Annotated in this window: 11 protein-coding genes; 5 read left to right on the top strand and 6 right to left on the bottom strand. The window is 71.8% G+C overall.

Annotated elements, in window-relative coordinates; translation table 11 throughout:
- Positions 1-102: 102 nt before the first annotated feature.
- Together DFJ69_RS26695 and DFJ69_RS26690 are read left to right on the top strand one after the other, a co-directional pair.
- A complete protein-coding gene (locus tag DFJ69_RS26695; RefSeq protein ID WP_116025126.1) occupies positions 103-1077 on the top strand; it encodes a GlxA family transcriptional regulator in 975 nt (324 codons plus the stop codon).
- A 94-nt stretch (positions 1078-1171) separates the two neighbouring features.
- A complete protein-coding gene (locus DFJ69_RS26690; RefSeq protein ID WP_116025125.1) occupies positions 1172-1774 on the top strand; it encodes an isochorismatase family protein in 603 nt (200 codons plus the stop codon).
- A gap of 80 nt (positions 1775-1854) precedes the next feature.
- Here the strand turns inward: DFJ69_RS26690 and DFJ69_RS26685 are convergent, their stop codons facing one another.
- From DFJ69_RS26685 to DFJ69_RS26665, 5 genes are all read right to left on the bottom strand, one after another.
- Positions 1855-2322: a hypothetical protein gene (locus DFJ69_RS26685; protein WP_116025124.1), complete on the bottom strand. Its 468-nt coding sequence runs from the start codon at positions 2320-2322 to the stop codon at positions 1855-1857.
- Between the two features lie 42 nt (positions 2323-2364).
- On the bottom strand, positions 2365-3282 hold the full coding sequence (locus DFJ69_RS26680; RefSeq protein ID WP_211328777.1) for an SDR family NAD(P)-dependent oxidoreductase: 918 nt from the start codon (positions 3280-3282) through the stop codon (positions 2365-2367).
- Positions 3283-3423: 141 nt separating this feature from the next.
- The gene (locus tag DFJ69_RS26675) at positions 3424-5034 is read right to left on the bottom strand and encodes a M28 family metallopeptidase (protein WP_116025123.1); all 1611 of its coding nucleotides are present in this window, start codon (positions 5032-5034) and stop codon (positions 3424-3426) included.
- An 80-nt stretch (positions 5035-5114) separates the two neighbouring features.
- A complete protein-coding gene (locus tag DFJ69_RS26670; RefSeq protein WP_116025122.1) occupies positions 5115-5936 on the bottom strand; it encodes an SGNH/GDSL hydrolase family protein in 822 nt (273 codons plus the stop codon).
- A 221-nt stretch (positions 5937-6157) separates the two neighbouring features.
- Positions 6158-6808: a TetR/AcrR family transcriptional regulator gene (locus DFJ69_RS26665; RefSeq protein ID WP_116025121.1), complete on the bottom strand. Its 651-nt coding sequence runs from the start codon at positions 6806-6808 to the stop codon at positions 6158-6160.
- A 92-nt stretch (positions 6809-6900) separates the two neighbouring features.
- Here DFJ69_RS26665 and DFJ69_RS26660 point away from each other — a divergent pair, with 92 nt between their 5' ends.
- From DFJ69_RS26660 to DFJ69_RS26650, 3 genes are all read left to right on the top strand, one after another.
- Positions 6901-8328 (top strand): carotenoid oxygenase family protein, encoded by a 1428-nt coding sequence (locus tag DFJ69_RS26660; RefSeq protein ID WP_170177783.1) that lies wholly within the window; start codon positions 6901-6903, stop codon positions 8326-8328.
- Between the two features lie 24 nt (positions 8329-8352).
- Positions 8353-9228, top strand: a complete 876-nt coding sequence (locus tag DFJ69_RS26655; RefSeq protein WP_116025119.1) for an alpha/beta fold hydrolase — start codon at positions 8353-8355, stop codon at positions 9226-9228.
- A 152-nt stretch (positions 9229-9380) separates the two neighbouring features.
- Entirely contained in the window at positions 9381-10748 is a 1368-nt protein-coding gene (locus tag DFJ69_RS26650; protein ID WP_116025118.1) for a PLL family lectin, read from the top strand.
- A 16-nt stretch (positions 10749-10764) separates the two neighbouring features.
- Here DFJ69_RS26650 and DFJ69_RS26645 read toward each other — a convergent pair whose 3' ends face one another.
- Positions 10765-11646, bottom strand: coding sequence for an alpha/beta fold hydrolase (locus DFJ69_RS26645; RefSeq protein ID WP_245974589.1), 882 nt, complete (start codon positions 11644-11646; stop codon positions 10765-10767).
- Positions 11647-11786 lie beyond the last annotated feature (140 nt).

The raw sequence follows: 11786 nt of genomic DNA, 5'->3' as shown, positions 1-11786 counted from the left end.
CGCCGCCCCCTCCCCTCCCCGGGAGGGGGCGGCGTTCCCGTGTCCGGATCTGACAGAACCTCGTCATGGCGGTCACGGACCCATCAAGGTGACAATAGGGGCATGGCCGTTCCACACCGTGTCGTCATCGCCGTGTTCCCGGACGTCGATCTCCTCGACGTCACCGGACCCGCGGAGGTGTTCGCCGTGGCGAACCGGGAGATGTCCGGCCGCACGCCCTACCGGGTGCTGCTGGCCGGCCCGGACGGCGGTCAGGTGCGTACCAGTGCCGGGGTCCGGCTCGCGGTCGACCTGACCTTCGACCAGGTCGGCGATCGCGTGGACACCCTCGTGGTGCCCGGCGCGGTGGACGGCGGCGGCGCACCGGTGATCGATCCGGAGCTGGTCGACTGGATCGCCGACACCGCCCGGCACGCCCGCCGGGTCACCTCGGTGTGCGTCGGCGCGCACCTGCTGGCCGCCGCGGGGCTGCTGGCGGGGCGGACGGCGACCACGCACTGGGCCACCGCCGACCGGCTGGCCGCCGACCACCCCGACGTCGTGGTGGACCCCGACCCGATCTACGTCCGGTCGGGGAACGTGTGGACGGGCGCCGGCATCAGCGCGTGCATGGATCTCGCGCTCGCCCTGGTCGCCGAGGACCACGGCGAACGGGTCGCGCTGGCGGTCGCGCGGCAGTTGGTGATGTACCTCAAGCGGCAGGGCGGGCAGAGCCAGTTCAGCGTCCCGCTGTGGCAGGCCCCGGCCGAGCGCCGCGACATCGACGAGCTGCGGGCGTGGGTCACCGCGAACCTGTCCGCCGACCTGTCGGCGGCGGCGCTCGCCGAGCGGATGCGCCTGAGCGAACGGCACTTCGCCCGGATCTTCCGCCGGGAGACCGGCACGACCCCGGCGGCCTTCGTCGAGGCGGCCCGGGTGGAGGCGGCGCGTCGGCTGCTCGAGGGCACCGACGAGTCCCTGGAACGGGTCGCCGCCGCGTGCGGCCTGCGGTCGGCGGAGACGCTGCACCGGGCGTTCAGGCGGCGGCTCGGCACCACCCCGGCGGCCTACCGGCGACGATTCCGGACCGCCGCCTAGTCCCTGATCCCTCGTCCCCGCCTCGGTCGGTCCCGATCCGTTCGGTCCGACCGGCGGCCGAGCCTTCCCTTTTTCCCGCATCCAGGAGGATGAGATGACCGTTTCGACGACCCTGCGCGACGTGATCGGCCTGGACGGCGCGCTGCCCGCGCTGTCGACCGGCACGCTGATCATGATCGACTTCCAGAACACCTACCGCACCGGCGTCATGGCCCTGCCCGGAGCCGACCGCGCCCTGGACGCCGCCGCCCGCCTGCTGGACCGGGCCCGCGCCGCCGGAACGCCGGTGGTGCACGTCGTCAACGACGGCGGTGAGGGCGGCCCGTACGACATCCGCGCCGAGATCGGGCGGATCGAGGCCCGCGTCGCGCCCCGGGACGGCGAGCCGGTCGTGGTGAAGGGCTTCCCGAACGCCTTCCACGAGACCGACCTCTCGGAGGTGCTCCGCCGGCTCGGCGCGGGGCCGGACCTCGTGCTGGCGGGCTTCATGACCCACATGTGCGTCCAGTTCACCGCTCAGGGCGCGTTCAACCTCGGCCATCGGCCCACCGTCGTGGCCGAGGCGTGCGCGACCCGCCCGCTGGCCGGCCCGGACGGCGCACCCATCCCGGCGGACGCGCTGCACGCCGCGGCCCTCACCACGATCGGCGACCTGTTCGGCCCGGTCGCCCCCCGGGTGGCCGACCTGCCCGACTGACCCATCCACCGCCCCCGGGCCGCCCGGCCTCTTCACGGAGACTCGGGCGCCCCAGGTGTGCGGAGGGCGCAGCACCCACGTCAGTCCTCGTGGACGACCCGCACCGGAATGTCGGAGTCGGAACTGTACGTTCTCGGTCGATCGGTCGAGCGCGGATAGGAGCGGCCGTTGCCGCCGACGATGTCGCGGTCGCCCAACGGCTCTTTGAGCCCGACCCGGAACGTTCGGCTCAGGGCCACCGAGACGCAGGGCCCATCGTTCGAGGTCACGCGGACGACGATCCTGACCTTCCGCGCCCCTTCCGACACCCGGATCTCGACGGATTCGTCGCAGGCACCGCCCGCCGCCGTGATCTCGATCCGTCGCCGGTCCTCGGCGACCCAGACCTGCGCGCCCTCGCCCGCGATCAACGGGGCCGCCGTGGCGGCCGGGGGGATCTCCACGGTGAAACGGTCGTCGAAATAACCGCATGACGTCGTCAGCAAGACGGCGAGGACGACGAGCGCGTTCTTCAATGTCACGTCCTCGGGACCGATGCCGACCTTCATGATCGCGACGGAGGGTATCAGCGGGCGGTCGCGGCGCCGCGGTCAGCCCGTCAGGTAGCCGCCGGAGGCGTCCACGTCGGTGCCGGTGACGGCGGTGGCGTCGTCGGAGGCCAGCCACATCACCACGCGGGCCATCTCCTGAGGTTGGACGATGCGCTTGATCGGGTAGTCCTGCGCGATCTCCTCGTAGGTCACCCCGAACGCCTCGGCGGCGCGGCGCAGCATCGGGGTGTCGACCGCGCCCGGCGCGAGCGCGTTGACGCGGATGCCGCGGGCGGCGTACTCCAGCGCGGCGACCTTGGTGAGCGACGCGACGCCGTGCTTGCTGGAGTTGTAGGGGGCGATGGTCGCGAAACCGACCTCGGCGGAGATGGACGCGGTGTTGACGACGACGCCGCGACCCCGCCGGAGCATGTGCGGGATCTCGTGCCTCATCGACAGGAACACCCCGGCGGTGTTGGTCCGCCAGACGAGTTCGAGGTCCCGCAGGCTCTGCTCGTGGAGGGGCAGCGCCCGGGGGCTCTCGATCCCGGCGTTGTTGAAGGCGATGTCGATGCGGCCATGGCGGCGGACGCAGGCGCCGACGAACGCCTCGACGTCGGCCTCCCGGGTGACGTCCGCGCGCATGTACGTGGCGTCGCCGCCGAACTTTCGGATCTCGTGTTCGTGACGGCGTCCCAACTCGGTGCGACGCCCGCAGAAGAACACCTTGGCGCCCTCCCGCGCCATCTCGTACGCCGTGGCCCGACCGATCCCGGACGTGGCGCCGGTGATCAGCACCACCTTGCCCGCGAACCTGCCGTTGGGGTCGGCGCGGCCGGTGGACGGGGCCGGTGGGGTCCGGGTGCCGGCGGCGGCGCCGGGGAGGCCGGCCAGCGGAACGGCGGCCGCCCCGGCGGCGCCGGCGGCCAACAGCCGGCGCCTCGTGGGCGACGGGGCGCCGCGATGATTTTCGGTCACGCTTCCTCCTCAAGAGAATGCTGTTCCCGAAATGCTGTTCCGCCGGCGACCCGGACGTCCAATACCGGTGGTCATCACCAATGGTTATGAGACCGTCGCCCCGCATTTTTCGCGCAATTTTATGCGCTCCGTGCCCCGTCCTCAGGCCAGGCCGAAGCGGCGCAGCACGTCGAGGACGAAGGACGGGTCGTCGATGCGCCGTTCCCGAAGATCGTGACGCGGAGTGCGGGCCAGTTCGAGGGCCGCGTCGGTGAAGGCGATGGCCTGGCGGCGCATGGCGTGGGTGTCGACGAACCGCATCGTCGGCATGTCGGCGTTGAGCAGATAGGTCGGCCCGGTGATGAACTGGAGGGAGGGCAGGGCGGCGATCCTCCACAGGCCCTCGCCGTCCCCCGGCCACCAGAACCCGCTGGGCGACTCCCGGCGTTCGAGGTCGGGCAGGAAGGGCCGCATCACCCGGGCGTCCCCGGTCCGCGACCGGAGGTGGGCCCGCCGGGCGGCGGCGATGATGGCGGGGTGCGGGGAGGTGAAGCAGATGGCCGGCTCGGGGTCGGGCGCGATGTGGTAGTCGCCGTCGGCGTCGGGCAGCCAGGCGCGCGCGCCCAGGTGCTCCAGGCTCATGGCCGCCGCGGTGCGGGCGACCAGGCCGTCGGCGTGCCGGCGCAGGAACGTGTCGGTGCCGATCGTTCCGGCCATGTGACCGGTGGTCATCAGGACCAGGACGGAGCGGGGCAACTGCTGCGAGGGGATCCTGGACAGGTACTGCGCCATCGCCAGGATGCCCTCGGGCCCGTTCTCCTCGATCCCGTTGGTGCCGTCGGTGTGCGACTGCAGCATCACCAGTTCGTCGGACGCGCCGGGGATCACCCCGTACACGTTCGGCGTCGTCGTCTCGGTGACCGTCGCCTGCAGCCGGAGACGGACCTCGCCGCGGGCGTCGGCGACCTTCTTCAGCCGTGCCCCGGTGTCGCGGTCGACGATGAGGGACGGGATGCCGCGGATCTTCCCGTCGTAGGGCAGGTACTGGCCCCGGGCGATCTCCGGAGGCAGGTCGAGCACGATGATGAGGCCGACCGCGCCGGCCTCCTTGTAGGTGTCCAGCGTGCCCTGGGCCGGGATGCCGCCGATCCAGGGCCGGTCATAGAGCGCGAGGGGGTTGTAGCCGGGGGCGTGGTGGGGCTGCCAGGGCGCGTCCCAGTCGATGAGGTCCATCAGCAGGAAGGGGATGCCCGGCGGCTTGATCGTGACCAGGCCGATGGTGCCGCTCCGGGGCTGGGTCGCCAGCGGCGCGGTGACGCCCTCCGGTCCGGTGTCGCCGGAGTACGGCACGTACCAGGCCACCTCGGCGGGGCCAGCATCTTGGCCGCCGACGACGTCCAGGCTCCATTGGGAGGGGTCCCAGCGTTCGAGCGGCACCTGGTCGGTCCGGATGTCGCGGATGCCGACCCGTTCCATCCGTTCGGCCAGGCGGTCGACGTAGGCGTGGTGCGAAGGGGTGCCGGTGGCCCGCAGGCCGACGGCGTCGGCGGACTCCTGCCAGGTGTGGATCTGTTCCCAGGGCAGGAACTGGGCCGGGTCGACGCGGCGGGCGGCCTCACCGGTCAGCGTGGCGTTCGGCCAACTCGGGCTCGTCCGGGCGGCGGCGGACGGGGCGAACCAGGAGCCGAAGGCCAGGCCGGCGGCGGTGGCGGCCCCGCCGGTCAGCACGGCGCGGCGGGTGAGCCCCCCGGAGGGGTCGGGGTCGACGGACATGGAACGTCCTTTCAGCGAGCGGGTGCCGGGCGAGGATGCGCGGGCGGATCGCTCGACCGGGCCCGCGATGGGGGGAGTCGTCAGGACACGACGCGCAGGAACGCGCCCGCCATCTGCCGGTATCCCTCGGCGTTGGCGTGCCCGTCGCCGTGGGTGCACTGGGAGGTCCAGGCGCAGATCCGTGCGACGTTCAGCGGGATGGTGCCGTACGGGGCCATCGTCACCGTGGTCGAGAAGTCGTGGGTGGCGAAGGCGCCGCCGACGTCGGCGACCTTGAAGCCGCCGACCAGGGCCGCCGCGCGCTGCACGGCGTTGAACGCGTCGACCAGCGGCACCGAGGCGACGGCGGTGGCCTTGTCGCCCTTCACCCAGGAGGCCAGGCCGGGGTCGTAGGAGGTCGCCGACGCGTACACCGGGGTGTCGCCGCCCGCCGCCCGCAGCTTCGCGATGATCTGCGGCAGTTCGGCCACGAGGGTTCCGGTGCCCCGCAGGCCGCAGACGACGTCGCCCTGAAGGAGGCAGCCGACGTTGTTGACCCCGATGCTCAAGGTCACGAACTCGACCCGGCCCGGATGCCGTTCGAGGAAGTCGACGGCCGCGTTCAGTTGGGAACCGGCGTCGTAGGAGCAGATCCCGCCCTTGATCATGGTCGTGGTGGTCTCGCCGCCGCACCCCAGCTTCACCAGCCGAAGATCGGGGTGGTCCGCCTTGAGGGCGGCGTGCAGGACGTCGGTGTACCCCTCGTCGGTGGGGCCCTGACCGACCTGGGCGCCCACCGCCCCCGAGTCGCCCAACGCCAGGTAGTACGTCGGCGGCGCGTCCGCATGGGCGGGGCCGCCACCGAGACAGAGGGTGAGGATCAGCGCCACGAGGGCCGCCCTCGGCCGGCTCTTCAATCGCATCACGACCTTTCGGAGAAGCACACAACCGAAAAACGGACGGGCACGGCGACGGCGGCGACATTCGGCGGCCGGTCACGCACGTTCCGATGATGCACGCGGTGCCCCGGGGGGAACCAGTGCGTCATATAACAATGTAATACCCAACTTCGCGCGGTTCTGTCGAGTGCCCGTGGACACACGGACTCGACCGCCCTCGGGGAGGGTCCGGGATCGGACGCCGCTCAGTGACCGGTGGTCGGCGGCGGGGGCGCTCCGGCCTCTCGGCGCAGATCGCTGTCGGGCGCGAGGACGCCCAGGCCGAACAGGTCGATGACCTGGTCGATCAGCACATCGGCGCGCGAGGCGTCGAGGTACTCGTCGATGAACATCTGGGAGAGGCCGTAGACCAGCGCCTGAGCGGCGATCCTGATCACCTCGGGATCGGTCCGCCGCAGCTCGCCGCGGCGCTGCCCGGCGGTGATCATCTCGATGATGCCCTGGGTGAAGGCGCGATGGCCCTCCTCCAGGGCGGGTGTGCGATCCGCGCCGAGGACCGCGCCGCGCAGCAGCGCGAATCGGTGCGGGTGGGCCAGCGCGTACTGCACGAAGGCGCTCCCCAAGGCCCTGAACGGGACGGCGTCGGCCGAGTTCACCGCGGCCATCTGGATCTCGCCGAAGTCCATGGCGACGGCCTCGGTGACCGCCGCCAGCAGGGCGGCCCGGTCGGGAAAGTGCCGGAACGGCGCCGAGGGCGAGACACCGGCCCGGCGGGCCACCTCGCGGACGACCACCGCTTCGACACCCGCCTCGTCCAGCAGTTGGACGGCGTGCGCGACCAGCGTCTCCGGCAGGGATCCGTGGTGGTAGGGCCGACCGGCCACCCGGGTGCTCATGAAGCCAGTCGTACCACACCTTGACACCCGACCCGGGACCGGATGTAATCAGCGATCACATGGATGTGTTCACTGATCACATTGGGGGTCTCATGGATCTGCGTCGCGGCGGCTGGGCCCGAGAGGTCGACGCCGAGCTCCGCCCGAGCCAGGGGGCCGTCCCGGAAGGGTTGGCCGGGACCCTCTACCGCAACGGCGCGGGCAACCACCTGTCCGATTACCTCATCGACGGGGACGGCCTGGTCAGCGCCGTGACGTTCGCGCCCGGCGGCCCGGTGCGCGTGCGTTCCCGCTATGTCCGTACACCCTCGTACCGGGCTTCGCTCGACGCGCGCGGGACCGGCACCCCGCCCCTCCGCCTTCCCGGTGCCAACGCCCCCGGCGGCCGGCTGCGCAACGCGTTCCGCCCGGCCGCCTCGCAGGCCAACACGTCGGTGACGATGATCGACGGCAGGCTGCTGGCGCTGTGGGAGGCCGACATGCCCTGGGAGCTGGACCCGGACACGCTGGACACCCTCGGCCGGTGCGACCTCGACCGTGCGTTGGAGCCGTCGGGTCTCCTCGGCCGTCGGCTCGGCACGCCGTACTCGGCCCACCCGTGCTGGGATCCGACCACCGCCGAGTTGTGGAACTTCGGCTGCGTCTACGGGCCGGTCCCCCGGCTGGAGATCTATCGTTCGAGGCGCGGTGGGCCGACCGAGCATCTGCGCTCGATCAGGATGCCCCGCCGCCACATGGTCCACGACTTCGCGATGACCGCCACTCACCTGGTGTTCTGCCTCGGGCCCGTCATCCTCGACCCGGTGGCCGTCATGTCCGGTCGGCTCTCCGCCTTCGAGGCGATGCGCTGGCACCGCGATGAGCCCACGCGCATCCTGCTCGTCCCCCGCGACGGGGGCCCGTTCCGCGTGATCGAGACCGAGCCCTGGTTCCAGTGGCACTTCGCCGGGGCCTATGACGACGGCGACGACATCGTGTTCGACCTCGTCCGCTTCCGGTCCTGGACCGTCATGCACGAGGCCATCTCCAGCATCAGCCACCTCACCGACCCGGCCTCCTTCCCCGTCGGCCGCCTCTGGCGGTACCGCGTCGGAGCCTCCGGCAAGGTCGAGTCCCACCAGATCCACGGGCTGCCGCTCGAATGGCCCACCATCGACATGCGGCGCTCCACCGCGGCGCACCGCAACGTGTACGGCGCCGCCGCCGCCGACGCCACGGCGGGCATGGCGTTGACGGCGGTCGCCCGCTACGACACCGAGAGCGGCGAGAGCGACATCCACGACTACGGTCCCGGGCACCTCGTCAGCGAGCCCATCTTCGTCCCCCGGGAGACGGGGGTGCTCGACGACGACGGCTGGCTCATCGCCTACGAGACCCGGATCACCGCCGGGGCCACGAACATCGTCATCTTCGACGCCCGATCCGTGGCCGACGGGCCCGTCTGCACCCTTCCCGTCCCCGAGAGCCTCGGTTACACCTTCCACGGGCAATGGGTCCAGACGTCAAAGGACCACCGGTAAGCGACGAGAGGAAGGCCAGCGCCCATGACCACGGAACACGGCATCGACGGGCGGCGGATCACGTCCTTCGAGCGCAACGGTCTGGTGTTCGACGTCGTCGATCAGGGCCCGCTCGACGGGGACGTCGTGGTGCTCCTGCACGGATTCCCCCAGACGGCGAGTTCCTGGGACGCGCTCGCGCCGCTGCTGCACGAGTCGGGCTATCGCACACTCGCGCCCTGCCAGCGCGGATACGCGCCCCGGGCCCGGCCGCGCGGCAGGTTCGCCTACCGCATGTCCCAACTCGTCGACGACGTCCTCGCCCTCATCGAGACGGCCCGGCCCGGCGGGGGCAAGGTGCATGTCGTCGGGCACGACTGGGGCGCGGCGGTCGCCTGGACGCTCGCCGCCAACCGGCCGGACGTGGTCGCCACCGTGACCGCGCTGTCCGTCCCCCACCCCGCCGCGTTCATGTGGTCCCTCTTCACCGGCCGGCAGTTCCTGATGTCCTGGTACATGTACGCCTTCCAGATCCCCTGGCTGCCCGAGCTGGTCGTGCGCCGGCTCCATCGGCGCGCGAGGACGCGCCTCATCGAGGGGGTGGCGGCCGGCGGCCAGACCAAGGCCAACGCCGCCAGGGACGCGGACCATCTGGTGAACTCGGGTGCGCTCACCCCGGCCCTCAACTGGTACCGGGGCATGCCGTTCAACTCACCGCGTGGCCTGGCCCGGGTGACCGTCCCGGCGCTGTACATCTGGAGCGACAAGGACCCCGCGCTGAGCCGCAAGGGCGCCGAACGCACCCGCAGGTTCGTGACCGGCCCGTACACCTTCCACACGCTGACCGGCGTCGGGCACTGGATTCCGGAGCAGGCGCCCCAGGAGGTGGCCGAGCTCCTGCGCCCGCACCTCGTCCGCTGACCTTCGCGACCGTTCGCCGTTCGGAACGGGGCGCGCGTTGGGATCTGACCGGTGCGTGATGGGATCTGGCGCTTCCCGGGTGCAGTCGTCGCACGGGCGACGGCCCGTCCAGATCGCCTGGACGGCGACAGGCACAGAGGGGAACGAGCGTCATGGCACCCTGCCGCGTCCCACCGGACCGCGACCTCGAGGTCACCAAGACCGTGTACGTCGTCGGGCGCGACCTCCGCGTCTCCGACAAGGTGATGCTCGCCGGCTTCGAGGCCGGCTGGGTCGAGTCGCACATGAACAACCTCGGCTGCGGGGACCGCGACTCCCTCGGGGTCTTCCAGCAGCGTCCCAGCCAGGGATGGGGCACCCCGCAGCAGATCATGCACGTGCCCTACGCGGCCGAGCAGTTCTTCACCCGGGCCGTCCGCGTCGAGCAGCGGTATCCCGGTCTCACCGCCGGGCAGACCGCGCAGAAGGTGCAGCGCTCGGCGTTCCCCGACCGCTACGACCAGGCCGAGGGCAAGGCCCGGGCCTTGCTGGAGGAGGCCATCAGGGCCGTCGGCCCTCCGGTGCCGGATCGGCGGCAGCGGTTGGCGGTGGGCATGTCCGCCGACGGACGGGTGGAACTCTTCCATGGAGCGATCGACCAGGTCTGGCACACCTATCAGCACAGCCCCGGAGGGGCGTGGAGCGGATGGCAGCCCTTCGGCGGGCCGGCGGGCGCGACCGTGGCGCTGTCGGCGTCCACCGACGGGCGACTGGAACTGTTCGCCATGAACGGCGAGGCGTTCATGCACCGCCACCAGACCCAGATCTCCGGACCATGGGCCCCCTGGGGCACCCACGGCGGCGGAGGCGACCATCTGGCGGTGGCCCACAACCATGACGGGCGCCTGGAGGTGTTCGCCTCCAACCCGAGCGGTGTGCACCACCGATGGCAGAACACCCCCGGCGGCACCTGGCACGACTGGCGACCCCTCGGCGGACCCGCCTCCGCCCGCCTGGCCGCCGCCCCGGCCGCCGACGGACGCATCGAGGTGTTCGCGATGAACGACGACATCTTCCGCCACACCTGCCAGACCGACCTGATCGGGACGTGGCGTGAATGGGTCGACTTCGGGGGCGGCGGAGAACACCTGACGCTGAGCCGCAACCACGACGGACGCCTGGAGGTGTTCGCCACCAACCCCAGCGGCGTGCACCACCGCTGGCAGAACGCGCCCAGCGGGGACTGGCACGACTGGCGACCCCTCGGCGGACCCGCCAGCGCCCGCGTCGCCTCGATCGAGTCCAACGACGGGCGGATCGAGGTGTTCGCGATGAACGACGAGGTCCTGCGGCACAACCACCAGACCGACCCGACCGGAACGTGGCGAGAATGGGTCGACCTCGGAGGCGGCGGCCACTTCGTCCGCGCCCTGCGCAACAAGGACGGACGCCTGGAGATCTTCGCCAACAACGACGGCGGCGTCCACCACCGCTGGCAGAACACCCCCAACGGCACCTGGCACGACTGGCGACAACTCTGACGGCATCGCACAACGATCAAAGGAGAAGGTCGAGGAGGTGCCGGACCGTCTCGTCGGGTGCCTCCTCGGGGAGGAAGTGCCCGGCGTCGATGGGGCCGCCGCGCAGATCGTCGGCCCAGGCCCGCCAGACCTCCAGCGGCTCGTACCACTGGGCGACGGGTCCGGACGCGCTCCACAGGGCGAGCGTCGGGCAGGCGATGCGCCGCCCGTGGCGGTCGGCCTCGTCGTGCTCGTGGTCGAGCGTCGCGGCGGCGCGGTACTCCTCGCAGATGGCGTGCACGGTGGCGGGGTCGGTGAACTGCGCGGCGTAGGCGGCCCGGACCTCGGGCGGGAAGGCGTCCGGCGCGTGCGACCAGGTGTCGAGCATGTGGTCCACGAGAACGGAGGGCGCCGCCGCGATCAGCCGTTCGGGCACCGGTTCCGGCGCCGCGAGGAAGGACCACGCCCAATAGCCGAGGGCGAAGTCCTTGTCGGCTCGGGCGAAGGCGTCCCTGGTGGGCACGATGTCGAGCACGGCCAGCCGGCGGACGGCCGCGGGATGGTCGAGCGCCATCCGGTAGGCGCAGCGCGCGCCCCGATCGTGCCCGACCACGGCGAACCGTTCGTGTCCCAGGGCGTGCATGACCTCGACCTGGTCGCGGGCGATGGCGCGCATGGCGTACGGGGCGTGGTCCGGCGCGCTGGGAGGTGTGCCGCTGGCGCCGAAGCCCCGGAGGTCGGTGGCGACCACGGTGAAGCGCTCGGCCAGGCGCGGCGCCACCCGGTGCCACATGAGGTGCGTCTCGGGGATGCCGTGCAACAGGAGGACGGGCGGCCCCGAGCCACCGCGACGCCCGTGGATGACCGTTCCGGACGTGGCGATGTCGAACTCGTCGAAGTCCCGGAAGACCTGCGACACGGCGATTCCCTTCCCCTCCGACGATGCCGAGGGCCGGGTCATACCCGTGAGGTCTAGGGCGATACCGAAGCGGTCTTGGCCCTTCGACACCGCCGGCTTCGATACTCGGCTTCACATGTCCCGATCTGCTCAGGAGGAGC

The organism is Thermomonospora umbrina (assembly GCF_003386555.1).
Classification (GTDB): Bacteria; Actinomycetota; Actinomycetes; order Streptosporangiales; family Streptosporangiaceae; genus Thermomonospora; species Thermomonospora umbrina.
This window is presented reverse-complemented; position numbering and strand designations above follow the sequence as displayed.

What these genes read in the sequence shown, in the direction of transcription:
- DFJ69_RS26685 (WP_116025124.1), bottom strand. Translation starts at nt 2,322, where the DNA reads ATGAAGGTCGGCATCGGTCCCGAGGACGTGACATTGAAGAACGCGCTC.
- DFJ69_RS26670 (WP_116025122.1), bottom strand. Translation starts at nt 5,936, where the DNA reads ATGCGATTGAAGAGCCGGCCGAGGGCGGCCCTCGTGGCGCTGATCCTC.
- DFJ69_RS26690 (WP_116025125.1), top strand. Translation starts at nt 1,172, where the DNA reads ATGACCGTTTCGACGACCCTGCGCGACGTGATCGGCCTGGACGGCGCG.
- DFJ69_RS26655 (WP_116025119.1), top strand. Translation starts at nt 8,353, where the DNA reads ATGACCACGGAACACGGCATCGACGGGCGGCGGATCACGTCCTTCGAG.
- DFJ69_RS26650 (WP_116025118.1), top strand. Translation starts at nt 9,381, where the DNA reads ATGGCACCCTGCCGCGTCCCACCGGACCGCGACCTCGAGGTCACCAAG.
- DFJ69_RS26695 (WP_116025126.1), top strand. Translation starts at nt 103, where the DNA reads ATGGCCGTTCCACACCGTGTCGTCATCGCCGTGTTCCCGGACGTCGAT.
- DFJ69_RS26675 (WP_116025123.1), bottom strand. Translation starts at nt 5,034, where the DNA reads ATGTCCGTCGACCCCGACCCCTCCGGGGGGCTCACCCGCCGCGCCGTG.
- DFJ69_RS26665 (WP_116025121.1), bottom strand. Translation starts at nt 6,808, where the DNA reads ATGAGCACCCGGGTGGCCGGTCGGCCCTACCACCACGGATCCCTGCCG.
- DFJ69_RS26660 (WP_170177783.1), top strand. Translation starts at nt 6,901, where the DNA reads ATGGATCTGCGTCGCGGCGGCTGGGCCCGAGAGGTCGACGCCGAGCTC.